Raw genomic sequence first — 23,331 nt, 5'->3', positions numbered from 1 at the left:
CCTATATATTTCGATTCGAAACTACACACGACTCGCGGCGGTCCTCATCTGACGCGAAACGCGTGATACGGATTACTGTCGCGATGTGCCGGTGAGACCGCCGCTCGGGTCGCGGCCTCACCGGAACTGACCGACAGTAAACGGTATGAAACGACGTTACTCGAGAACGGAGTACAGGTCGGTCCCCTGGGGCTGTCGCGCGAGCGCGGGCGGCCGTTCAAAGCGCTGGTCGCTGGCGGATCTCGGAAACCTCCTCGGTCTGGCGGAACTGCTCGAGCAACGGTTTGATGTCGTCGAATCCTTCGTCGAGGACGATGTCACCGCTCCGAAGGTCGTACTCGATGATGTCGTAGTCCGCGAGACGTGGGAGGTGGTTGTGGACCAGGGACACGTAGATTCGCTGTCTGGTCTCCTTACCGATGGCCGCCGTCGGCTCGTCGAGTTCCCAGGCGGCAACCTGCGAGATGAACTCCTCGATGTTCGCACCGCGGTCTTCGGCGAGGAGATACAACAAGTATCGGCGCTCGGACTCGGCTAACAGGGAACAGGCGGCTTCCATTCGGGTTGCACTCGTCCGGTCCATACAGACACCAGGCACGTCGGGGTATTACACCTACTGCCAACATGAATAGGTCGGGTGGTGGCGATTTTCGTCGCCGTTGACCGGTGTACCCGCCATGTCACGTGGTTCGAACGAACGAGTAAGTGGACTGATTCCGGTGCCTCGGCGGATCTCGCGTCGGCCATCTCAGTTAGATTCACCCCCACCACCACGTCTCCGTTCGCCGTCGGCGGCATCGACGTCGGTGAACAGGTGACACGCGACGGGGTGGTGTGCGTCGCCGAGTTTCGGATTCCGTCGTTCACAGACGCTCTCGTACTCCGACGCGAGCCGTTCCGTGGCCGCTTCCCAGTCCGACGACGCCAGGTTCGAAAGTGCCGCCTCGACGTTTTCGTCGTGTCGATCGGACAGTTCGGTCTCGAGCAATCGAGATTTCAGCTCCGCAACGAACGCTGAAACCTCCTCAGGCGGAACCGGTCCCTCGTCGGACTCGAGATCGGCGCCGTCGACCGACGCGAGCGAGACGTCGTGACGCTCGAGACGCTCACGAAGATCCATAATCGCGCGGTACTCCTCCTGATCGATCTCGAGGTCCCCGGGCGGGATCACCTTCGGACACCGGGTCCGGAACCGACAGCCGCTGGGAGGGTCACGGGGCGAGGGAACGTCCCCCGAAATCGTCTCGCGGTCGCGCTCGCGCTCGTCCGTCGTCGCCCGCGGCACGCTCTCGAGGAGTGCCTGCGTGTAGGGATGTTTCGGATCCTCGAAGATCGATTCGACGGGACCGATCTCGACGATCTCGCCGAGATACATGACGGCAACCCGGTCGCAGATGTGGCGGATGACCGAAAGGTCGTGGCTGATCAAGAGGTACGTCAGGTCGAACTCGGTCTGGAGATCCTCGAGCAGGTTCAGTACCTGTGCTTGCACGGAGACGTCGAGCGCCGACGTCGGCTCGTCTAAAACGAGAAATTCCGGCTCGAGGGCGAGTGCACGGGCGATCCCGATGCGCTGGCGCTGGCCGCCGGAGAACTCGTGTGGATAGCGATCGAGTTGGTCGGCCGAGAGCCCGACGCGCTCGAGCAGGTCGCGGACGCGCTCGCGCCTGTCGGCGCCGGTTCCGACGTCGTGGACATCGAGTGGCTGTCGAACGATGTCGCCGATCGTCATCCGCGGATCGAGACTCGAGAAGGGGTCCTGGAAGACGACCTGTGCCTCCCGACGAAACTCGTCGAGATCGTCCGACTCGAGGTCGTAGACGTCACGCCCCGCGAACTCGACGCGGCCGTCCGTCGGTTCCTGCAGTCTCAAGAGCGTTTCGCCTGTCGTCGATTTGCCACACCCTGACTCGCCGACCAGTCCGAGGGTCTCCCCCCGATCGACGTCGAAGCTAACGCCGTCGACCGCACGGACGGCGACCGGTTCGTCCCCAAGTAGTCGGTCGAAAACGGAATCGTTCTCCCAGAAGTACTTCTGGAGGTCCTCGACGCGTACGAGCGGACCGGCGGCGTCCGTCGGTGATTCGTCGGTGCTCACGAGCGCTCACCCCCGCCCTCGTCGACCGTCGGCTGTGGGGGCTCTCCGGAACCGGACGCGTCGTCGAGATCGGATTCGGATCCCGCGTGGAGGTCCGCGGCTGGTCGATCCACCTCCCCGAAGTACTCGGGCGGGAGTGCGCGTGACTCGTCGTACTCGGTCTGTGCCAGGACACAACGGACTTCGTGATGAGCGCTCCCGGCCGCGTCGAACTCCGGTGGATGCTCGAGACAGTCCTCCATGGCCTTCGGACAACGATCGGCGAACTGACACCGGTCACCCATCTCGTGGTCGAGCAGGCTCGGGACGTTGCCGGGGATCGGCTCGAGTCGACCGCCGGCGCGGTCGACGTCCGGGCTCGAGCCGAGCAACCCCTCGGTGTAGGGGTGGACGTGGTCGTCGAAGACGTCGGAGAGCGTGCCGCGTTCGACGATCTCGCCGGCGTACATGACGCCGACGCGGTCGCACATTCGCGCGATAACCCCGAGGTTGTGCGTGATCAACAGGATCGTCATTCCCGTCTCCGCCTGGAGGTCGGAGAGGAGATCGAGAATCTGGGCCTGGATGGTGACGTCCAGTGCGGTCGTCGGCTCGTCGGCGATCAACAGGTCCGGTTCGCCCGCCAGCGCCTGCGCGATCATCGCCCGCTGGAGCATCCCGCCGGAGTACTCGTGGGGGTACTCGTCGGCCCGTTCGATCGGATCGGGGATGCCGACCAGCTCGAGCAGTTCGATCGCGCGTTCGCGGCTCTCCTCGGTGACGTACCGTTTCGAGGGGAGCATCGTCGAGAGCACGTACGAGCCGAGCGAGTACTCCGAGGAGCGGGTTCGAGCCCGCGTGGAACGGGGATTCGCGCTGGCTCGCCGCTGAACTTCGACGGCTTCTGCGAGCTGTTCGCCGACCGTGATACTCGGGTTGAAACTGCTCTCGGGGTCCTGGAAGATCATGCTGAACGACGTCCCCCGAAGCGACCGACGGATCCGTTCGGGAACCGCGAGGAGGTCTACGAACTCGCCGTCGACGGCGTCGGGGTAGTCGTCGGCGACGGCGCTCGCGAGGTCGGGATTTCGGTACCGGATCTCACCGCCGGTGATCCGACCGGGAGACTCGATTAGGTCCATGATCGATCGGGCGGTGACGCTCTTGCCGCTTCCGCTCTCGCCGACGACGCCGTACACCTCGCCGCGTTCGATCCGCAGATCGAGGTCGGAGACGGCGTTGACCTGGCCGTTCTCGGTGAAAAACCGCGTCGAGAGCCCTTCCACCCGGAGCAGATCCTCGGTCGTCTCAGACACCGCCTTCACCCCCGATGTTCGGATCGAGCGAGTCCCGTAACCAGTCGCCGAGTAAGTTGATGCTGATCACGGCGAGGACGATGCCGATCCCAGGCACGGTCGCGATCCACCACGCCGTCGCGAGGTAGTCCTGACCCTGCTGGATCTCGTAGCCCCACGAGAGCGTCGTCCCGGAGAAGCCGAGGTACGACAGCGCGCTCTCTAAGATGATGATCGCGGCGACCTGAATGGTTGCGAGGACGATGATCGGCGTCAGGCTGTTCGGCAGGACGTGTTTGAAGAGGATCGTCGGGTTGCCCGCTCCGAGACTTCTGGCGGCTTTGACGTACTCCTCACTGCGAACCGAGATCGCCTCGCCGCGGGCGACGCGGGCGAACCAGACCCAGTTGACCAGGGCGACGACGAGCGTGACAGTTCCCGGCAAAACGGCGTACTCGGGCATTCCCTCGCCGAATCCGGCCATCACGATCGGATCGGGAATGAACTGCTCGCTCCGGCCGAAGACCCCGATCAGTGCGATCGCGAGCACGAGCGACGGAAACGCCAGCATGACGTCGGCAACCCGCATCATCGAGTCGTCGACACGCCCGCCGTAGTACCCGGAGACCAGCCCGAACGGAACGCCGAACGCCGCCGCGAGCCCGGTTCCGATGAGCCCGACGAGTAGCGACGTCCGCGCACCGTAGAGCAGTCGGGAGTAGACGTCCTGGCCGATGTTGTTCGTCCCGAGGTAGTGGTCGGGACTGGGTTCGGCAGTGTAACTGATCCGCTCTTGGCCGTCCTCACCTTCCTCCCAGGTGTGGGTGTCGTGGCTCACTCCCCAGGGTGGATAGGAGTTTCCGTGTTCGTCGAAGTGGCCGGTCGTGTTCGGGTTGTGCGTCGCGAGGATCGGCGCGAACGTGGCCATCACCAGGATGACGACGGCGATCGTGAGCCCGAGTTTCGCCATCAGGCTTCGGTCGAACTCCCGTTTCAGGTTGGACTTGAATCGATCGGAGATCATTCGTCGGTCACCCGCGGGTTGAGATATGCATAGATCGAGTCGACGACGATGTTGATCAGGACGAAGCCGATGCCGATCACGATGATAATCCCCTGGATGAGCGGCCAGTCGACGGCGTAGATCGCAGAGATGAGCCGCGATCCCAGACCCGGCCAGTTGAACACCGCCTCGGTGATCACCGCACCGCCGATCAGCGTCCCGAGCTGGAGGCCGAGCACCGTGACGATGGGAATCATCGTGTTCCGCAGGACGTGTTTGTACCGAACGAGGACGCCGGGAAGCCCTTTCGCCTCGGTCGCAGTCACGTACGGTTTCCCGAGTTCGTCCAACATCCCGCTTCGCGTCAACCGCGTGATCAGCGCCGTGAAGTACGTCCCCAGCGTGATCGCCGGGAGCGTGATGTGGCGCAGCCACGTCACGAGATCGTGGGCGTAGCCGGTCGTCACGAACACCATCACTGCCTCCCCGAGCCCGACCGGTCGACCGCTGACCGGAAAGAGCCCGACCTGGACCGAGAGAACCAGGATCAGCATGATCCCGAGCCAGAAGTTCGGCGTGCTGATCCCGACAAGCGAGAACGTCGTTGCGCCGTAATCCGCCGGCTCGTGGCGCCTCGTCGCGCTTACCACGCCCAGCGGGATCGCGATCACGATCGCGACAATCGTTGCCGCGATCGCTAACTCGAGCGTCGCCGGGAGCCGTTCGGCGACCATGACCGTGACGTCGCGTCTGGACTGATAGGAGAAGCCGAGGTCCCCGACCAGTAGGCCCTGGAGATACTCCACGTACTGGACGTAAAGCGGCTGGTCGAGGCCGACTTCCCGGCGGATCTGGTCTCGAAGCTCCGGGGAGGCCCCGGGGTCGACGATCAGATTGACCGGATCGCCCGGCGCCAGCGCTCGTAGGGCAAACGTGACCGTCACGACGCCCCAGACGACGAACACGCCCTGTGCGAGTCGTTTGAGCAGGAATTTGGCGTAGGACATCTCGAGTCAGTGTGGCGTCACCGGCGGATGAGCGCGTCCGGTCTCGCCGTCGACACGATTCAGAGCCCCATCTGGTCGACGTAGATGCTCTCGTCCGATCGTGGCTCCCACTCGAGGTCGTCGCGGACGCCGTAGATGCTCTCTTGGAGGTGTAAGAACACCCACGGAGAGGCCTCCCGTAACTCGGCGTTTACCTCTTGGAGGAACTCCTCGCGTTCGTCCTCGTCCTCGATCGTCTGGCTCTCGAGGATCATCTCCTCTATCTCGTCGTCAATGAAGTTGTACGAGGCCTGTCCCTCGACGAACCACGGATTGAGCCCGTAGTTCGAGTCGTAGGTGGGGTTGCCCCAGCCGATGAGAAAGAAATCGGGTGACGTCGAGGGGTCGCCGTCGAGGATCATCTCCACGAGGCTGTCGAACGGCTCGATCTCCGAACTGCAGTCGACGTTGTCGAGTTCGTCGATCTGCTCGGCCGCCGTCTCGGCGATCTCCGTATCGTTCAGGTACCGACCTTCAGGATGGTAAAGCGTGATCTCCTCGTCCTCGTAGCCGCTCTCCTCGATCAGTTCCTCGGCCTGCTCCGGGTCGTGTCCGTAGGGCTCGAGATCGGGGTTGTAGCCGAATATCCCCTCGGGGACGGGCTGGGTCATCGGTTCGCCGAACCCACCGAGGATGGAGTCGATAATCCCCTGGTTGTCGACCGCATAATTCATCGCTTGCCGGAACTCGAGGCTGTCGAAGGGTGCCTCGTCGTTGGTCATCACGAGGAAGATGTTCCGGAAGCTGGTGACGTTACGAATCTCGATGCCGTCTTCGGTGTCGATCGTCTCGACATCGGTCGGCGGGACGTTGACGATGAGGTCGCTCTCGCCGGTCTGTAACTCGCCGACGCGTGTACTCGACTCGTCGATCGCCTGGAATCGAACCCGTTCGATCCCCGGCGTTTCGCCCCAGTAGTCCTCGAAAACGGTGTACTCCGCGGTCTCGTCGCCGGGATTGAACTCCTCGACCTGATACGGGCCGGTCCCGTTCATCTCGTCCGTGACCGGCTGTTCGCGTTCTTCCATCCACTCTTCGTTGACGACCCGCCCGAAGACGCCGAGGCCGAACTCCGCCAGCGATGGGCTGACGTCGTGTTCGACGATCACCGTCGTCTCGTCTTCGGCTTCGGCGCCCTGGATTCCCGCGAGACCGTCGACCTGCGGGCTCGCGATACCGACGTCCTCTTGGACTTGCCTGTTGATCGTGTACGCGACGTCCGAGGCGGTCATCTCCTGTCCCTCGTGGAAGACGACGTCTTCACGAACGGAGAGTTCGACCGAGTTGTCGTCCGGAAACTCCCAGTCCTCGACGACGTGTGGCTCGATCTCGCCGTCCGCGGTGATGTCGAATATCGGCTCGTACACCTGATCGAGCACGTTGTACGTCGGCGTCGCGTTGTCGGCGTTCGGGTCCGCGTTCGGCGCGAACTCGCCTTGGGTCACGACGACCTCCTCGCCGTCGCCTGGACCTTCCTCGCCGAGACACCCGGCGACTGCCACCACTGACGTTGCACCCACGGCCGTCAGGAACGACCGGCGCGATGCCGGTCCGTCTCTTTCCCGTGCCATGGCATAGCGTATTACGATGTATTATTTAGTGCTGATGAAATTGTTAATAAAGTCTGAACGTGTCGAGATCTTCATTTTCATCGAATCGACAACGAAATCGGTCACTAACGACGGACCACTCCCACCCGCGGGCAACCCGAGACGAGCGGCGACGTACAGACCGAACGACCCGAAAGACCCCTCGAGAGCACCCCGGACGCCGCCAACGCCGGTGACGGGCGAAAAAACGATCGGAATAGTGGCCGACTACAGTTCGTTCAGCTTCCGGAGCAACTGGCCGCGGTACTCCTCGTCGCTCGTGACTCCCTTGACCTCTAAGACGTTTCGCTCGAGTTTGTCGAGCGCGACGCGGAATGCGTTCTCGGCGCCGTACCCCTCGCCGGTGCCGGCGACCTGGCCCTTGTTCGTGCGGAGACGAATCTGGCAGTGGATCAACGGCGTCCCGCGCAGTTTCTCCTTGTGCTCTTTGAATCGGACGTGTGCGTGAAGCACCTGCATCTCGGCGTACTTGTCCGAGACTTCCGTGATGCTCTCGACGATCGACTCCCGCGTGATCGTATCGAGAAGCGAGATGTTCGTAATCTGGACCTCCATGTGTTCTTCTTCGGTGAACGTCAGCGCACGCAGGACGTCCGTCTTGGTGACGACGCCGGTGACGATGCGGTCGTCGTCCTCGGGCGTAACCATCAACCCGCCGTAATCGAGTTCGAGCATCGTCTCGACGGCCTCCTCGGCGGTGGCGTCGAGGGTCGTGGTCTCGACTGGACTGTTCATGATGTCGTAGACCGGGACGTCGAGCATCCGCTCGTTGTCGCCGACCCGGTCGCCGGTAGTCATCCGTTCGTTCTCGCGAATAACGAAGTCAGCGATGTCGTGGGTCGTCACCACGCCGGTGAGGTAGCCGTTCTCGTTGTGGACCGGGATCCGAGAGATGCCGTGTTCGCGGAGTCTGTTGATCGCCTTCCCGACCCCGTCGTCTTCTGCGATCGTGACCGGGTCCGCCGAGTAGACGTCCTCGACCGTGAGCGCGTCGAGATTCTCGAGGACGGCCTCGAGGACTGCGTCGCTACTGATCACGCCCCAAAGCTCACCGTCTTCGAAGACCGGCGCCATCTTCGCGTTGCTCTCGATCAACACCCGGGCGGTTTCCCGGACGTCTTCGTCGCGGCTGACCCGCGGCGCCGGCGCGCTTCGGCTCGGCTTGATCAGCGCCGCCACCTTGGCGTCGTCTTCGACGTGAGACTGGAGGACCTCCCGCTCGCTGATGACGCCCTCGTACTCCCCGTCGTCAGTGACGATAATCCCCTTTGGGTTGCCGTTCTCGAAGGTCGAACGGACCTTCCCCATGCGCGTTCCGACGTCGACTTCGATGTACTCCTGGGTGGCGATATCAGCGATATTCATCGTTACGAGAGGATATACTGCCGCAGGGCTTTTGAAGATACTGCCTGTTCCCGGCGCTCGGAGGAACGTTCTTGTCTTCGAATCGAAAAGTACGGAGCATGCGACCCGACATCAGCGTTCTCGGGCGGTACACCTACCTCGCGACCGAACTGTTCTGGGGGACCGTGGCGTTCGTCCTCCTCAAGCGGGCGGGCGCGCTCCGAAAAGCCGCCGTAACGATCCTGGTCCTCTATCCCATCGCGTACGTCTGGGACCGCTACACCCTCGCAGTCGGCGTCTTCGACATCACACTCCGGACCGGTATCGACGTCGCCGGCATCCCGCTCGAGGAACACCTGTTCATGGCGGTCGTGCCGGGGCTGGTCATCGGCATCCACGAAACGATCTTCGGCGACGACGTCGCTGACGCCGCGTGCGGATAGCCACACACCGCCCCGACACCACCGAGTTTCAGCGACTGCAACGCACCCGGACCGTCTTGGGTACTGGAGGTGACTCGGCAAACGATGGACCGCCGGCCCGCCACCGAACGGACGGGAGACACCGACGACTCGAGCGAACGCGCCATCCTCCGTGCGTTCGTTCGAGTGGTCCTCACCGTCGCCGTCGTCTCCGCGCTCGTGTTCGGCGTCGTCACGTTTGCACCGTCGACGTTCGAGACGGTCGACGACGTCGAGTTCGTCGACGTTCGGGACCGACCGGACCCGAGCGCCGACCCGCCGCCGGTCGACGAACACTATCCCGACGTCGCCGATCCCGACGATCCGGGTGCGTCGACGTACGAAACCGACGTCGAAACGATCTCGTCCGGCGACGTCGAGCGATTCGTCCACGCCGAGGTAAACGACCGGCGGGCCGATCACGGCCTCGAGCCCCTCGAGTGGGACGGCACCGTGGCCTCGGTCTCGCGTGCACACAGCCACGACATGGCCGAACGCGAGTACTTCGCCCACGTCAATCCCGACGACGAAGGGCCGTTCGAACGGTTCGCCGCCGTCGACGGCTACTGTCGGGGCTACGGCGAAAACATCGCGTTGACGTGGGTCGACAGGCCGGTCGAACGACCCGGGAACGGCGACGTCGTCGAGTATCACACCGCCGAAGGGCTCGCGGAGGGGCTGGTCGACCAGTGGATGAACTCGACGGCTCACCGCGATGCGATCCTCGAGGACCACGGCGGACCGGGCTGGGATCGGGGCGGCATCGGCGTCTACGTCGCCGACGACGGCGAAGTGTACGCATCGCACAACTTCTGTCACGAGTACTGAAACCGGGGCGACGTTGGTACTGCTGCGAGAGAACAGTTTTGCACCGGCAATCACCAGAGATAGACGGATATTCGGTGGTGAGTTCAGGGCGCGAATATCGCATAGAATGACATATACTTACAGAGGAATGTAACTGGGCAGTACAGACGAAGTATATGTAATATGTTACCGTGCGTTTCTCCGGCTGAGAACTCAGCGGTGGACGGAGAGAGACAATGACTGATAGAACGTCTACAGATGACGGCATCTCGCGCCGAACAGCACTGAAAGCCAGCGCAGTCTCAGTGGGCGCGTTCGGTTTGATTACGCCCGCGGCTGGTAACGATCACCACGACGACCACCACGAGGGGACGAGGATTCCGGCATCGGTGATGAGTCCGAGAATGGAGTCGAGATCGAACCTGACGCCACGATCTTGTTCGAAGGGGAGACGTCCGGTTGGGTGGGCGCAGAGCCCGAAGAGATAGCGGGCGAGGAGAATCCCACACTCGTCCTCGAAGAGGGTGAAGAGTACGAGATAGGGTGGGAACAGGGCGATAGCGCGTCCCACAATCTCGAACTCGTAGACGAGGACGACGAGGTCGTCGACGATTTCGGAACCGAAGTCACCGACGACCCCGATGACGACGATATCTTCGAATTCGAAGCCACTGAAGACGTAACCGAGTACGTCTGCCGGCAACATCCGGACACGATGCGAGGGGAGATTCAAGTAGAATAAGCTGACGACGCTGTCCGTGGGAGACGAAGACGCTGCATCCATACTCCGGGTCTTGCACACCAACGTCGATACGTATGTTATCTGCCATAGTGGAGTGTATGAGAGTTTGTGGCAATTCCGATGAAGGGACCGTGACACTGCTGGAGACTTCGCGGTGTTGCCGGACAAACCAGAACACGAGTTCGACGATAGCGGGGGATCCGACACAGCCGATGCAAATCGATTACAAAGTCAAAAGGTCGCCGGTCGTAGGCCCTGTATGGATCCGAAAGGCACGGCCCTCGCGTTCTATCGAACCGCGAGCGACCGCGACGTCACCTACCTCGCGGCCGGCTTCGCCTACTACGCGTTCGTCTCCGTGATCCCGCTGGTGTTGCTCGCGCTCGTCGTCGGCTCGCTTCTCGGCGGGGAACGGATCGCACAGCAATTGATTCTCGTCGCCGGTGACTTCCTTCCGGAAGCCGGCGAGGATCTCGTCACCGACGCGCTGACGACCGAAGCCGGACGGGCGGAGGCGACGATCGTGGCCCTCGGCGTCGCCGCCTGGGGCGCGCTCAAGGTGTTTCGCGGGCTCAGTCTGGCCTTCGACAGAATCTACGACGAGGTCGCCGAGGACTCGCTTCTCACCGAGATCCGAGACGGACTGATCGTCATCGTCGCCGGCGCGGGAGCGCTAGCGCTGATGATCGTCGTCGGCACAGTCCTCGGAATCGTCGCCGGTGTCGTCCCGTACGCAGGAGTGCTGAGCTGGGTCGTCTTGCTGGTCGGACTCGTGCTCGTCTTCCTCCCGATCTACTACGTCTTGCCGCCGATCCCGATCGACCTCGCCGAAGCGGTTCCCGGCGCGCTGTTCGCCGCCGTCGGCTGGACGATCCTACAGGTGGGGTTTCAACTCTACGCCGCGAACGCCGGCCGATACCAGGCCTACGGCGCCGTCGGCGCGGTTCTGTTGTTCGTCACCTGGCTCTACTTCGCCGGCATCATCATTCTGTTCGGAGCCGTCCTCAATGTCGTCCTATCGCGCCCGACACTCGTCGAGTGAAGTGGCGCCGGTCGGTGACCGAATGCGTCTTCATTTCTTACTAGTTACATTCGTCGAAACAATTATGCTGACCCGGTGGGCAGACATCCACCATGAGCGACGACAGATCGCACCGTTCGGACGGGGACGAAAGCGAGGGGGAAACCGGCACATCGAGCGGCGGTCTCGAGCCCGGGGGCGGCCCGCGTCGGGTCGTCTCGGAGCGAAGCGTCGACGATATTCTGGACTCGCTGGGAGATCCCGCTCCGGGGAACGAGTCCAACGGCGAGTCACGGCCGGCTGAAATGGCGAGCGAGACGGACGACGCTCTCCCCTCCGAAGACGACGGTGCCAAGGCGGAAGATTCCGTTACGGTGACGTTCGACGAGGAAGGCGTCCCCGAGGCAACCGACGAAGCCGACGGCGACGCCGAGCGTACCGCCTCGAGCAACGACGACGACCGGAGCAAAACGGGACCCGCAGACGACGCCGACGCTCTCGATGAATCGAGAGCCGGGAGCGATGACGAAGCAGACCAAGCCAACGGCGGACGGGCCGAAGAGCGGGAACTCGAGACGCGGATCGCACGCGGGGACGTTACGGGCGCGGACGTCCGGGCCGCCGAGGCCGGCGAGGGACGAGAATCGACGCCGGCGGTCGACGAGATCGAACTCTCGCTCGACGACCTCGAGCACTCGAGTCAGTCGACGGGACCGAACGCGTCGTCCGACGACGGCACCGCTCGCATCGAAGGCGACGCGGCCCGACTCGATGAGGACGCCCGAGACGCCGGTGAGGCGGGAGTCGGTATCTCCGCAGCGGCGACGAACTCGACGTCCCCGAAGTCGACGGACGCCGACGATGAGGAGGCAGGCGACTCCACTGGTGGCGTCCTCGGGCGGATCAAGGGACTCTTTTCGGGGTAGTTCCTGCCACGAAATTCTCGACGCCTCGTCTCCCCTTCGTCTCGAGCACTCCGATCGGGACACGGGCATCTCGAGCACTCCGATCGGGACACGGGCATCTCGAGCACTCCGATCGGGACACGGGCATCTCGAGCACTCCGATCGGGACACGGGCGTCTCAGCCGACCAGTGTAATGAGGACGAACAGCGTCGCGATCGAGACGACCGTCGTCGCGAAGACGTTCAGCGAGGCGAACTCCCTGTCGCCGCCCAGTTCGGCCGCGAACACGTACGTCGAGACCGCAGTCGGCGTCCCGAACATCACGACGGTCGCGGTGAGCGTCGCCGGATCGACCGCGAGCGTCGAGAAGACGAGCCAGGCGAGGACCGGCATACAGCAGATCTTGATCGCGACGACGGAGCCGACGGCACCGAAATCGACCGACGTTCCCTCGGGCTGGAGCGACGCGCCGACGCAGAGCAACGCCAGCGGGAGCGCGAGCGCGCCGAGACCGTCCAGCCCGGCCGCGGCGGTTGGCGGGACGGCGATCCCACTCGAGCCGACGGCCAGACCGATCACCAGCGAGACCAACACCGGGTTCGTCGCGAGTCCCCGTAGCTCGTCGGCGAGCGCGGCGTCCGCGCCGTTGAACGTCGAGAGGACGAGGATCGTCAGCGGAAGTTGCGTCAGCGTCACGACACCGAGGATCACGCTCGCGATGGCGGTCACGCGGGCGTCGAACGTCGCGGCGACCAGCGGCAGACCGAGGTAGCCAAGATTCGAGTGATACGACTGGACGATCGCGACGCTCGAGCGACCGGGCGACGATCGGCCGCGGTGAACGAGCCAGGCGACCCCGGCCGTAAGAAACAACACGAGCAACAACCCGCCGATCAGCGCCGGCGAGAGGAGTTCGGTGATCGCCTGATCGTACGTGGAGACGAAAATCAGCGCCGGCAACGCGACGTAGTACGCCAGCGCGTTCAGTTTCGCCGTCCGACCCGCGTTCAAGATCCCGCTTTTGCGCAGTCCCGTCCCGACCAGCAACACGACCAGTAACGCGATCAGTCTGATCAGGACGTCCATGACTCGGCCAAACGACTCGAACGTTTTACGCGTTCGGTCTCGGAGAGGGATGCCGGGACTGGGCCGTCACTCGAGGGAGGAAGTCCCGGCGCGAACTCGTGACATTGCTCCTCGAGGAGACGCCGTGAAAATGGGTTGGGCAGATTTGAACCGAAATCAGACGTGCTCGCTTCGCGCGACTGATAGGGTTCAAATCTGCCATCTCTATTTTGTCGATACGGCCTCCTCGCTCCGCTCGTCGTTTTGTGTCGACAAAATGGGTTGGGGCAGATTTGAACTGCCGGCCTCCTCCATGTCAAGGAGGTGTCATAACCAGACTAGACCACCAACCCGCCTGGTTCGCTTCGTGGCGTCGGCGCCACGTCATCTGCAACTCATCGTTGCCCGCCACCGTAATTGAAGGTTTCGAATCGGAGTCCGTACGCGAGGATTCACCACGGTCCGGTGGCTCCGATACGTTTAAATTGATGCACTCATTTGGGCATTGTAAGACAACTACGTACATTGGTGTTCACAATGAAGGAATACGTTCGGCGGGTGACCGACGGCACAGATCTCTCGCAATCGGAGGCTCGAGCCGCGTCGGCGGCCGTCTTCGAGGAGGCGACGGAAGCACAGATCGGCGCGCTACTCGCCGGATTGCGCGCGAAAGGCGAGACGGAAGCCGAGATCGCCGGCTTCGCCGAGGGGATGCGCGAGGCGGCCCGAACGATCTCCCCGGACCGGAGCCCGCTGGTCGACACCTGCGGCACTGGTGGCGACGACTACGACACGATCAACGTCTCGACGACCAGCGCGATCGTCGCCGCGGGCGCCGGCGTTCCGGTTGCAAAACACGGCAACTACTCCGTCTCGTCGTCGTCGGGGAGCGCGGACGTCTTAGCGGAAGTCGGCGTAAACGTCGAGGCCGAGCCGCCGGGCGTCGAAGCCACGATCGAACGGACCGGTATCGGGTTCATGCTCGCGCCGGTGTTCCATCCCGCGATGAAAGCCGTCATCGGCCCGCGCAAGGAACTCGGAATGCGAACGATCTTCAACGTTCTCGGCCCGCTGACCAACCCAGCCGGCGCCGACGCACAGCTCGTCGGCGTCTACGATCCCGATCTCGTGTCGACCCTCGCCGACGCACTCGCACGCATGGACGTCGAACGCGCACTCGTCGTCCACGGCTCGGGTACCGACGAGATCGCGATCCACGGCGAGACGGTCGCCGCCGAAGTCGACGGACGAGACGTCGAACAGTACACCCTCGAGCCGACCGACCTCGGTCTCGAGCGCCACGATATCTCCGAGATCGCGGGCGGTTCTCCCGCGGACAACGCCGACGACCTCCGCGGGATCGTCGAAGGAGACGTCGCGGGTCCAAAGCGGGAGGTAATCCTCGCGAACGCGGGCGCCGCAATCTATCTCGCGGGCGAGGCCGCCTCCCTCGAGGACGGCGCCGACGTCGCACGGCGGGCGATCGAATCCGGCGACGCCGCGGCGAAACTCGACGGACTTCGGGGCGAGACGCCGGAGATCGAAGGATGACGCGCGTGAAGATCTGCGGACTGACGAACGAGGGCGACCTCGAGACGGCCGTCGACGCCGGGGCCGACGCCGTCGGCGTCATCACCGACGTCCCTGTCGAGACGCCTCGGGAGGTGTCGGTCGATCGTGCGACCGAACTCCTCGAGACCGTCCCCCCGTTCGCGACGAGCGTCCTCGTGACGATGCCGGAATCCGCCGACCACGCGGCCGAACTCGTCGACGCGATCGGACCGAACGTTCTGCAGATCCACGGCGAGTTCGCGGTCGACGAACTCGTCGATCTCCGCGAGCGAATCGACCGCGGCCTGGTTCTCGCCGTGGACGCAACCGGCGCGTCGGAAGCGACGCAGTACGACGACGTCGTCGACGCGTTCCTCGTCGATACGCCAGCCGAGGACGGCGGCGGCGGAACCGGCCGAACCCACGACTGGAGCCGGACCCAGACGGCAACCGCGGCCCTCGAGTCGCCCGTCGTTCTCGCCGGCGGACTCACCCCCGAGAACGTCGACGCGGCCATCGACGCGGCCGATCCGTTCGCCGTCGACGTGGCCAGCGGCGTCGAAGCCGAAGGCGGAATCAAAGACGCAGACGCCGTTCGATCGTTCGTCGAGCGCGCGAAAAACGCCCACAGGGCGGAGGTGAGTCCGTAACCATGACCGAACCCGAGACGACCGCGTCCGAGCCGATCACGTCGCCGACTTTCGACGTCGAGCGAGATCGGTTTCGTGAACTCGCCAGCGATCGGGAGGACCGGCCCGTCGTCGTTCGCGTGGCCGCCACACTCGACCCCGAGACGACGCCGCTTGCGGCCTACGCCGCGCTCACCGGCCGGTCGGAGACGAGCGACCGCGAGCGAACGCCGTACGCGTTCCTCTTAGAGAGCGCGGAGAAGACCGCCTCGAGCGACCCCGACGGCGCGTTCCGTCCGACCGCGACGGGGGCGGAACGCCACGCCCGATACTCCTACGTCGGCTACGATCCCGACGCCGTCGTGACGGTCGGACCGGAGGGAACCGCGGTCGAAACGCTCTCGGACGACACACCTCAGGAACTGATCGACGCTGGCGTCGACGGCGACGCGGTCGATGCGCTCCGGGGAGCCATGCCGAACGTTCGGCTGGCGAACTTCCCCGACCACGACCGCCAACACCTCGAGGGAGGGCTCGTCGGCTTTCTCTCCTACGACGCGGTCTACGACCTCTGGCTCGAAGAGGTCGGTCTCGACCGACCCGAATCGCGCTTTCCCGACGCGGAGTTCGTCCTGACGACGAAGACGATTGCGTTCGACGAACGCGACGGAACGGCGTCGCTCGTCTGTACGCCGATCCTCACCGCCGAGGACGAGCCCGATGCGGTCTACGATCGCTTGCTCGCGGAACTCGAGGCGGTCGTCGAGACGCTTCGGGGCGCCGAGGCCCCCGAGACGAACGGCTTCCTCCGGGAGGGCGAAACCTCGGGTTCGAAGTCAGAGTACGAGGAGAACGTCCGTCGAGCGAAAGAGCACGTCCTCGACGGCGACATCTACCAGGGTGTGATCTCGCGACGCCGGGAACTGTACGGTGACGTCGATCCGATCGGGTTCTACGAGGCCATGCGCGAGGTCAACCCCTCGCCGTACATGTACCTGCTCGACCACGACGACCTCACCGTCGTCGGCGCGAGTCCCGAGACGCTGATCTCCGTACGCGGACGCGAGGTCATGTCGAACCCGATCGCCGGCACCTGCGATCGCGGCTCGAGCCCGGTCGAGGATCGCCGCCTCGCGGGGGAGATGCTCGCCGACGGCAAAGAACGGGCCGAACACACGATGCTGGTCGATCTCGCGAGAAACGACGTTCGGCGCGTCTCGGAGGCGGGATCGGTTCGCGTCGACGAGTTCATGAACGTTCTCAAGTACAGCCACGTCCAGCACATCGAGTCGACCGTGACCGGCGAACTCGCCGCCGACGCGGACGCCTTCGACGCCACGCGAGCCTCGTTTCCCGCGGGGACGCTCTCGGGCGCACCAAAGATTCGGGCGATGGAGATCATCGACGACCTCGAGGCAGAGCCTCGCGGCCTCTACGGCGGCGGCGTCGGCTACTACTCCTGGACCGGTGACGCCGACTTCGCGATCGTGATCCGGACGGCGACGATCGAGCGCGACGTCGCCCGAGCCGGCGGGAGCCACGAGACTAGAGCGGATCGTACGGCGTCAGCCGGCGGTCAGGATCGGATCACCGTCCGCGCCGGGGCCGGTCTCGTCGCCGACAGCGATCCCACGGCCGAATACGAGGAGACCGAAAAGAAGATGGGCGGCGTACTCGCCGCCCTCGAGCAAATCGAGATTCCGGCCGGGGAGTCGGAACCGCCTGGCGACGACCTCGAGACGCCGGAGGTGAGCCGATGAGCGCACGGTCGGCGCCGGACGACGCCGAAGAAATCGAGGCGCGGACGATCCTGTTCGTCGACAACTACGACTCGTTTACGTACAATCTGGTGGAGTACGTGAGTCAGTACCCCGGCACCGAAACCGAGGTATTGAAAAACACCGCCTCGATCGAGGAGGTCACCGCGGTCGACCCCGACGCGATCGTCATCAGTCCGGGTCCGGGCCATCCCGAGAACGACCGCGACGTCGGCGTCACGATGGACGTGATTCGAGAGTTCAGTCCCGACGTGCCAACCCTCGGCATCTGTCTCGGCCTCGAGGCCGCCGTCTACGCCTACGGCGGCACCGTCGGTCGAGCACCGGAACCGGTCCACGGGAAGGCCTCCTCGGTCGAACACGACGGGAAGGGGGTCTACGAAGGAATCGAACAGGGGTTCCGTGCCGGGCGCTATCACTCGCTGATCGCGACGGACGTCCCGGACTGTCTCGAGGTGGTGGCGACGGCCGATCACCGTACGGAACGCAGTTCTGTCGAATCGGAAACGGGGTCCCGGAACGACGGGGAGACGCTCGTCATGGGCGTTCGACACCGCGAATACCCCCTCGAGGCGGTCCAGTTTCACCCAGAGAGCGTCCTCACCGCGGCCGGCCACGACGTGATCGAGAACTTCCTCGCGTCGCTCGAGGGTTGAGATCGAGTGGTGTACCGACCTCCCGGTGTGAGTAACGGATCGCGGTCACGCCGGAAGTTACACACCGGATCGTGCAGAGCGGGCAGGTGTGACCGATTGGCTGTGAAATGAGCTGTGTTCGTTTCAACGGAGTGACTTACAATAGCCCTGTGAATCGGGCGATCAAAATCGGGTAGAAACCCGGCACTCGACGAGTCCGTACCCCGGTTGGTTTCAGGTCATCGACGACGAGATAGATCGCCGGATCGGGGCGGGTTGCCGTACCGGCAGAGCACCAAAACCGCAACGGGGTGTGGAGACGCCGGGATTGGTCGACAGCGTCTCTCCGGACGGACACACGCTACGACGGCGAAACGAACGAACAAACGTACAAGCGAACAAACGAACAGTCGTCGAATACGGGCGAAAATCAGATCGGAGTCCGTCGCGCCTCGAGCGATTCGAACCGGTCGGGCGGGAAGCGCCGACCGATCAGCCGAATGGGAGCAACTCGAGGGTGCCGGTCGCATACAGCGCGACGAGGACGACCGCGGCGACGATTCCAACGCGGATCGCCAACTTGATCGCGATGCGAACGGCGATAATGGCGACCGCGATAGCGGCGAGCACGGCCAGGACGAGGAGGAGAATCGTCCCGGAGGTCAATGGATCGAGCATACTCGAGTCCCTGTAGCGCAGGGACGTAATCTTTCTGGAAATCGTGACAGAGACGAGTGCTGATGGATCCGACCAGTCGGGGACCGCGTTTCGCGTCGACCGGCGACGAGGCCGTCGAGTCGACGCGAAACGCGGTGAAACTGAAAATCAGACGACAACGAACCGACGTCTCCGGTGTGGATTACTTTCAGTTTACTCTAAAAATGGTTAAGACCATCGACGCCGTACTTACTGACAGACCGGAACACGGCCGATTCGGCGGCCGCCGTTCGCAAAACCACGATAGGGTACAGAACCATCTGTACAACTACTATTGTAGTAGTGCAAAGAAAATAGAACAGCTTTATGGGCAATGACTGAATACCGAACCTTCGTCACGAATGATGAGAGCCAGGACTCGAGGACGCGTCAGAACCGCCGTACTGCGACGGGGTTTCCCTGAGGTGAGCCGCGCATGAGCAAGAGCGACCTCTCCGCGGAGGAGTTGACCCTCCCGATCAAACGCACCGATGGCGATACCCTAGAGGAGCGGATGACGGCCAACGCCTATCACAACATCCTCCCAGCGCGCTATCTGCGCAAGGACGCCGACGGCGAACTCGTCGAGAGTCAGGAGGACCTCTTCGAGCGCGTCGGCGAGAACATCGCGCTCGCGGAGGCAGTCTACGAAGCCGACCGCAACGGCGTGGAGATCACCGTCACGCCGGACCAGCTCAAACCCGAGCACCCGCGTCGGGACGAGCTGGCCGCGGAGGTCTTCGGCGAGGGTGTCAGCACCGACGACGACGTGGAGACGGTTCTCACGGAGCGAAACGTCAACAAGTTCGCCTACGAGACGGTCGTTCCCGAGCTACCCGCGGAGGTCCGCGAGCACGTCGAAGACGTCGCCGAGACGTTCATCGAGGGGATGGAAGAACTCTCCTTTATGCCGAACTCCCCCACGCTGATGAACGCCGGAGACGAGCTTCAGCAGCTCTCGGCGTGTTTCGTCATGAGCCCGGACGACGACCTCTCGGACATCCACGAGACGGCCAAGAAGGCCGCCGAGGTCTTTCAGTCCGGCGGCGGCGTCGGCTACGGCTTCTGGCAGCTTCGGCCGTACGGCGACGCCGTCGGCTCGACCGGCGGCATCGCGTCGGGTCCGATCACCTTCATGCGCACGTACGACCAGCTCTGTGAGACCATCGCCCAGGGCGGCACCCGGCGGGGCGCACAGATGGGCATCATGCGCGTCTCTCACCCCGACGTCATCGAATTCATCCACGCGAAGAACAAGGACGTCTCGCTGGCCCACACGCTGCGTCTGAACGACCCGGACGACTACACGTATACCACGTTCTCGGAAGCACTCGAGGAGGCCCGCGACCTGATCGACGAGGACGGCCGCGTCCCCAAACACCTGCGTAACGCCGTCGAAGGCCACCTCTCGAACTTCAACATCTCGGTGGGCGTCACCGACGCGTTCATGGAGGCCCTCCAGAACGGCGAGGAGTACACGTTCACCAACCCGCGTACGGAAGAACCCCACATCGCGACCGAAGAGACGAAAGAGATGTACGGCCGCTACGACCTCGGCGAACACGTCGAGGTCGGCGAACCGCTCTCGATTCCCGCCGAACTCATCTGGGAGCGCATCGTCGAGGGCGCCCACGAAAACGGCGAACCCGGCGTGATCTACTTAGAGCGCGTGAACAAGGAACACTCCTTCGACGTCGAAGAAAACTCCGATCACAGAATTCTTGCAACAAACCCTTGCGTTACGGGAGATACACTCGTCAGCACCGAACGTGGAATGATCCCTGCAGAAGAGCTGTACGAACAGGGTGTCGCAACCGATGTCGTCGTTGACGGCCGATTGAGCGAGGATTCCGTGAGAGAAGCCAGCAGCGTCTACAAGACTGGCGAGAAGGACGTGTACAAACTCACGACGAGTGAAGGATATGAACTCCGTTTGACCGCGGACCACCGTGTAATGACCGACAGCGGGTGGGTCGAGGCACAGAATCTGGAAGTTGACGACACGGTTCACATCGTCGACCGAAAAGGGAAGTTCGGTCAGCACGGAACCGCTGAGGAGGGCCGAGTGCTCGGATGGCTGGTCGGAGACGGTCATCTCAAACATGGCGAAGAGCGCGCAGTCCTCAACTTCTACGACGGCGATACCGAAATCTCGACGGACTTTGCTGAAGACGTCAACGACGTCGTTCGCGAGCCAATTGGTAACGCGAACTACGATGTCGGTGTTTGTCAGATCCAACGCTCCGAAGAATATCGCGGTGCCAACGCACAAGAGCAGCGAATTCGTTCAACTCGGCTGTACGAACTCGCGGAAGAAATCGGTCTCTCCGAAAATAAACACCACGTCCCGGATACAATCTTTCGTGGAAGCGAGGAAATGGCTCGAGGCTTCCTGCAAGCGTTGTTCACCGCTGATGGTGGCGTACAGGGCAACGTCGAAAAGGGGGTCTCTGTTCGTCTCTCGAGTTCCGAACTCGGTCTGCTGAAAGACGTTCAGAAGTTATTGCTCAACTTCGGCATTGCGAGCAAAATCTATCAGAACCGTCGGAAAGAAGGAACTCGAGAGCTCCCCGACGGCAACGGTGGGACCAAAGTGTACGACACGAAAGCACAACACGATCTCGCGATCACGAGTAGCCACGTCGCCACGTTCGAAGAAGAGATCGGGTTTCTCCTCGATCGAAAGAACGACGAACTCGCTTCCCGGCTCGACGAGTACAGCCGTGGACCGTACCGTGGCCATTTCGAGGCAACCGTCGAGTCGGTCGAACACGACGGCCACGAGGACGTCTACGATCTGACCGAACCCGATACGCACTCGTTCGTCGCGAATGGCCTCGTCGTCCACAATTGCGGCGAGCAGCCACTCGAGGAGTTCGAAGCCTGCAACCTGGGCCACATCAACCTCTCGACGCTCGCCGACCACGAGGCACCCGACTGGCGCGTCTGGTCGGACGAACACGCAGACGAGTACGACAGCCAGGAGGAGGCCATCGCGGCGTTCTTAGCGGAGGCGATCGACTTCGAGGAGTTCGACGAGCGCATCGAGTACGGCACCCGGTTCCTCGAGAACGTGGTCACGATGTCCGATTTCCCGGTCGAAGAGATCGAGGAAACGGTCCGAAACATGCGCAAGATCGGGCTGGGCATCATGGGACTCGCACAGCTGTACATCCAGCTCGGTATCAGGTACGGCTCGGCGGAGGGCAACGAGGTTGCCCGCCAGCTGATGACCCACATCAACCACGGCGCGAAAGCCACGAGCCACGAACTCGCGACCCAGCGTGGCTCCTTTGCCGACTGGGACGACTCGAAGTACGCCGACCCGACGGCTTATCGCGAGTGGTTCGAACACCAGACCGGTGAGAACGCAGACGACTGGGCCGAAGGCTTCCCGATCCGCAACCACAACGTGACGACGATCGCCCCCACGGGGACGACCTCGATGGTCGGCAACACCACCGGCGGTTGTGAGCCCATCTACAACGTCGCCTACTACAAGAACGTCACCGACGACGTTCAGGGTGACGAGATGTTAGTCGAGTTCGACGACTACTTCCTGCGCACGCTCGAGGCCAACGAGATCGACGTCGACGCCGTCAAAGAGGAGGCCCAAGAGCAGATGGCCACGAATCAGTTCGAGGGCGTCGAAGGTCTGTCGACGGTTCCGGACTCGATCGGCGAACTGTTCGTCATCACGAGCGATCTCTCGGCGAAACAACACGCCGCCGTCCAGTGTGCCTGCCAGAAGGGCGTCGACTCCGCGATTTCGAAGACCGTCAACGCGCCCAACGACTCGACGCTCGAGGACGCCAAAGACGTCTTCGAGTGGGTCTACGAGAACGGCGGCAAGGGCGTCACCTACTACCGGGACGGCACCCGAAGCAAGCAGGTCCTCACCACGCGTGCGGACAACGCAGACTTCGCCGACGAGACCGAAGCCGCCGAGGCGCTCGTCGAACAGATCGACGAGATCTTCGGCGGCCTCGAGGCGTTCCTCGAGAGCGAAAACGTCCGCGAGGTGCTCACCGAAGACGTCGATGCGTTCGGCGGCGAACGCGAAGAGCCAGTCGAGGTTGACTTCACGGAAAAGCGCGAGCGCCCCGATGCCTTACAGGGCGTCAGCCAGCGCATCGACACTGGCTACGGCAAAGTCTACGTGACGATCAACGAAGACCCCGAGACCGGTCAACCGTTCGAACTGTTCGCGAACATCGGCCACTCGGGCGGCTTTACCAACTCCTTTACGGAGGCGTTAGCGAAGGTCATCTCGACGTCGCTTCGCTCGGGCGTCGACCCCGAGGAGATCGTCGACGAACTCTGCGGGACCCGAAGTCCGAAAGTCGCGTGGGACAAAGGCGAACAGATCCAGTCCATCCCGGACGCCATCGGCACCGCGATGCGTCGGTATCTCGATAGCGAGATCGACAAACCGTATCCGACCCAGCAAACCCTAGAAGAGTCCGCGGATGCTGACGTAAGCGGCGACCATCAGACCGACGGCGGCGCGGCAACCGCCGACAGCGGGTCCGCCGATGCGACCCAGGACCTCATCGATGCCGGAGAGTCACCCGAGTGTCCCGAATGCGGTTCGATGTCGCTTTACTTCTCGGAGGGCTGTAAGACCTGCGAGTCCTGTGGCTGGAGCGAGTGCTGATCGGCTAA

General features: G+C 63.2%; 19 protein-coding genes, 1 tRNA gene and 1 pseudogene. 10 read left to right on the top strand and 11 right to left on the bottom strand.

The features are described 5' to 3' along the window. Window positions 1–217 precede the first annotated feature (217 nt). The 7 genes from AB7C87_RS09625 to AB7C87_RS09595 form a co-directional block, all read right to left on the bottom strand. Complete coding sequence (locus AB7C87_RS09625; RefSeq protein WP_369729215.1) at window positions 218–583, bottom strand: DUF7344 domain-containing protein; 366 nt, start codon at window positions 581–583, stop codon at window positions 218–220. A gap of 165 nt (window positions 584–748) precedes the next feature. Next, a complete protein-coding gene (locus AB7C87_RS09620) occupies window positions 749–2,098 on the bottom strand; it encodes an ABC transporter ATP-binding protein (protein WP_369729213.1) in 1,350 nt (449 codons plus the stop codon). Further along, on the bottom strand, window positions 2,095–3,393 hold the full coding sequence (locus AB7C87_RS09615) for an ABC transporter ATP-binding protein (protein ID WP_369729212.1): 1,299 nt from the start codon (window positions 3,391–3,393) through the stop codon (window positions 2,095–2,097). The genes AB7C87_RS09620 and AB7C87_RS09615 overlap by 4 nt, the downstream gene beginning before the upstream one ends. Next, window positions 3,386–4,396 (bottom strand): ABC transporter permease, encoded by a 1,011-nt coding sequence (locus AB7C87_RS09610; protein WP_369729210.1) that lies wholly within the window; start codon window positions 4,394–4,396, stop codon window positions 3,386–3,388. Before AB7C87_RS09610 ends, AB7C87_RS09615 begins: the two co-directional genes overlap by 8 nt. Further along, a complete protein-coding gene (locus AB7C87_RS09605) occupies window positions 4,393–5,382 on the bottom strand; it encodes an ABC transporter permease (protein WP_369729209.1) in 990 nt (329 codons plus the stop codon). The genes AB7C87_RS09610 and AB7C87_RS09605 overlap by 4 nt, the downstream gene beginning before the upstream one ends. 59 nt (window positions 5,383–5,441) lie before the next feature. Beyond that, window positions 5,442–6,992, bottom strand: a complete 1,551-nt coding sequence (locus tag AB7C87_RS09600; RefSeq protein WP_369729208.1) for an ABC transporter substrate-binding protein — start codon at window positions 6,990–6,992, stop codon at window positions 5,442–5,444. Window positions 6,993–7,238: 246 nt separating this feature from the next. Next, entirely contained in the window at window positions 7,239–8,396 is a 1,158-nt protein-coding gene (locus AB7C87_RS09595) for a CBS domain-containing protein (protein ID WP_369729207.1), read from the bottom strand. Window positions 8,397–8,494: 98 nt separating this feature from the next. Between AB7C87_RS09595 and AB7C87_RS09590 the strand changes: the two genes are divergently transcribed. The 3 genes and pseudogenes from AB7C87_RS09590 to AB7C87_RS09580 form a co-directional block, all read left to right on the top strand. Further along, complete coding sequence (locus AB7C87_RS09590; RefSeq protein ID WP_369729206.1) at window positions 8,495–8,818, top strand: lycopene cyclase domain-containing protein; 324 nt, start codon at window positions 8,495–8,497, stop codon at window positions 8,816–8,818. 84 nt (window positions 8,819–8,902) lie between these two features. Next, window positions 8,903–9,664 (top strand): CAP domain-containing protein, encoded by a 762-nt coding sequence (locus AB7C87_RS09585; protein WP_369729205.1) that lies wholly within the window; start codon window positions 8,903–8,905, stop codon window positions 9,662–9,664. Between the two features lie 215 nt (window positions 9,665–9,879). Next, window positions 9,880–9,945, top strand: a pseudogene (locus AB7C87_RS09580) (hypothetical protein); the annotation flags it as partial. Between the two features lie 44 nt (window positions 9,946–9,989). On the opposite strand, the gene AB7C87_RS09575 reads toward AB7C87_RS09580, so the two are convergent. Beyond that, window positions 9,990–10,349: a hypothetical protein gene (locus AB7C87_RS09575; RefSeq protein WP_369729333.1), complete on the bottom strand. Its 360-nt coding sequence runs from the start codon at window positions 10,347–10,349 to the stop codon at window positions 9,990–9,992. A 295-nt stretch (window positions 10,350–10,644) separates the two neighbouring features. On the opposite strand from AB7C87_RS09575, the gene AB7C87_RS09570 reads away from it, so the two are divergent. Continuing rightward, window positions 10,645–11,427, top strand: coding sequence for a YihY/virulence factor BrkB family protein (locus tag AB7C87_RS09570; protein WP_369729204.1), 783 nt, complete (start codon window positions 10,645–10,647; stop codon window positions 11,425–11,427). A gap of 92 nt (window positions 11,428–11,519) precedes the next feature. Then, a complete protein-coding gene (locus AB7C87_RS09565) occupies window positions 11,520–12,332 on the top strand; it encodes a putative sodium/potassium/calcium exchanger (RefSeq protein ID WP_369729203.1) in 813 nt (270 codons plus the stop codon). Between the two features lie 157 nt (window positions 12,333–12,489). Here AB7C87_RS09565 and AB7C87_RS09560 read toward each other — a convergent pair whose 3' ends face one another. Further along, window positions 12,490–13,398, bottom strand: coding sequence for an AEC family transporter (locus AB7C87_RS09560; RefSeq protein ID WP_369729202.1), 909 nt, complete (start codon window positions 13,396–13,398; stop codon window positions 12,490–12,492). Window positions 13,399–13,655: 257 nt separating this feature from the next. After that, window positions 13,656–13,730: transfer RNA gene (locus tag AB7C87_RS09555), tRNA-Val, on the bottom strand. 184 nt (window positions 13,731–13,914) lie between these two features. On the opposite strand from AB7C87_RS09555, the gene trpD reads away from it, so the two are divergent. From trpD to trpG, 4 genes are read left to right on the top strand one after another with little or no spacing between them, the layout of a single operon-like run. Beyond that, window positions 13,915–14,928 (top strand): anthranilate phosphoribosyltransferase, encoded by a 1,014-nt coding sequence (gene trpD / locus AB7C87_RS09550; RefSeq protein WP_369729201.1) that lies wholly within the window; start codon window positions 13,915–13,917, stop codon window positions 14,926–14,928. Further along, on the top strand, window positions 14,925–15,578 hold the full coding sequence (locus AB7C87_RS09545; protein WP_369729200.1) for a phosphoribosylanthranilate isomerase: 654 nt from the start codon (window positions 14,925–14,927) through the stop codon (window positions 15,576–15,578). The genes trpD and AB7C87_RS09545 overlap by 4 nt, the downstream gene beginning before the upstream one ends. A 2-nt stretch (window positions 15,579–15,580) precedes the next feature. Next, window positions 15,581–17,317, top strand: coding sequence for an anthranilate synthase component I (gene trpE, locus AB7C87_RS09540; protein WP_369729199.1), 1,737 nt, complete (start codon window positions 15,581–15,583; stop codon window positions 17,315–17,317). Next, a complete protein-coding gene (gene trpG / locus AB7C87_RS09535; RefSeq protein WP_369729198.1) occupies window positions 17,314–17,991 on the top strand; it encodes an anthranilate synthase component II in 678 nt (225 codons plus the stop codon). Before trpE ends, trpG begins: the two co-directional genes overlap by 4 nt. Before the next feature lie 471 nt (window positions 17,992–18,462). On the opposite strand, the gene AB7C87_RS09530 is transcribed toward trpG, so the two are convergent. Continuing rightward, window positions 18,463–18,648 (bottom strand): DUF8029 family protein, encoded by a 186-nt coding sequence (locus AB7C87_RS09530; RefSeq protein ID WP_369729197.1) that lies wholly within the window; start codon window positions 18,646–18,648, stop codon window positions 18,463–18,465. A gap of 454 nt (window positions 18,649–19,102) precedes the next feature. On the opposite strand from AB7C87_RS09530, the gene AB7C87_RS09525 reads away from it, so the two are divergent. After that, window positions 19,103–23,323, top strand: a complete 4,221-nt coding sequence (locus tag AB7C87_RS09525; RefSeq protein WP_369729196.1) for a ribonucleotide reductase barrel domain-containing protein — start codon at window positions 19,103–19,105, stop codon at window positions 23,321–23,323. Window positions 23,324–23,331: the final 8 nt, after the last annotated feature.

This window comes from Natrarchaeobius versutus (assembly GCF_041205745.1).
Classification (GTDB): Archaea; Halobacteriota; Halobacteria; order Halobacteriales; family Natrialbaceae; genus Natrarchaeobius; species Natrarchaeobius versutus.
The sequence above is the reverse complement of the archived record's forward strand: the minus strand, read 5'-3'. Positions and strand labels throughout refer to the sequence as shown.

Excerpts from the sequence above, each read along its gene's own strand:
- AB7C87_RS09600 (WP_369729208.1), bottom strand. The coding sequence starts at position 6,992 with ATGGCACGGGAAAGAGACGGACCGGCATCGCGCCGGTCGTTCCTGACG.
- AB7C87_RS09570 (WP_369729204.1), top strand. The coding sequence starts at position 10,645 with ATGGATCCGAAAGGCACGGCCCTCGCGTTCTATCGAACCGCGAGCGAC.
- AB7C87_RS09565 (WP_369729203.1), top strand. The coding sequence starts at position 11,520 with ATGAGCGACGACAGATCGCACCGTTCGGACGGGGACGAAAGCGAGGGG.
- trpG (WP_369729198.1), top strand. The coding sequence starts at position 17,314 with ATGAGCGCACGGTCGGCGCCGGACGACGCCGAAGAAATCGAGGCGCGG.
- AB7C87_RS09575 (WP_369729333.1), bottom strand. The coding sequence starts at position 10,349 with ATGTTGCCGGCAGACGTACTCGGTTACGTCTTCAGTGGCTTCGAATTC.
- AB7C87_RS09560 (WP_369729202.1), bottom strand. The coding sequence starts at position 13,398 with ATGGACGTCCTGATCAGACTGATCGCGTTACTGGTCGTGTTGCTGGTC.
- AB7C87_RS09590 (WP_369729206.1), top strand. The coding sequence starts at position 8,495 with ATGCGACCCGACATCAGCGTTCTCGGGCGGTACACCTACCTCGCGACC.
- AB7C87_RS09610 (WP_369729210.1), bottom strand. The coding sequence starts at position 4,396 with ATGATCTCCGATCGATTCAAGTCCAACCTGAAACGGGAGTTCGACCGA.
- AB7C87_RS09605 (WP_369729209.1), bottom strand. The coding sequence starts at position 5,382 with ATGTCCTACGCCAAATTCCTGCTCAAACGACTCGCACAGGGCGTGTTC.
- AB7C87_RS09595 (WP_369729207.1), bottom strand. The coding sequence starts at position 8,396 with ATGAATATCGCTGATATCGCCACCCAGGAGTACATCGAAGTCGACGTC.
- trpE (WP_369729199.1), top strand. The coding sequence starts at position 15,581 with ATGACCGAACCCGAGACGACCGCGTCCGAGCCGATCACGTCGCCGACT.
- AB7C87_RS09625 (WP_369729215.1), bottom strand. The coding sequence starts at position 583 with ATGGACCGGACGAGTGCAACCCGAATGGAAGCCGCCTGTTCCCTGTTA.
- AB7C87_RS09545 (WP_369729200.1), top strand. The coding sequence starts at position 14,925 with ATGACGCGCGTGAAGATCTGCGGACTGACGAACGAGGGCGACCTCGAG.
- trpD (WP_369729201.1), top strand. The coding sequence starts at position 13,915 with ATGAAGGAATACGTTCGGCGGGTGACCGACGGCACAGATCTCTCGCAA.
- AB7C87_RS09525 (WP_369729196.1), top strand. The coding sequence starts at position 19,103 with ATGAGCAAGAGCGACCTCTCCGCGGAGGAGTTGACCCTCCCGATCAAA.
- AB7C87_RS09530 (WP_369729197.1), bottom strand. The coding sequence starts at position 18,648 with ATGCTCGATCCATTGACCTCCGGGACGATTCTCCTCCTCGTCCTGGCC.
- AB7C87_RS09585 (WP_369729205.1), top strand. The coding sequence starts at position 8,903 with ATGGACCGCCGGCCCGCCACCGAACGGACGGGAGACACCGACGACTCG.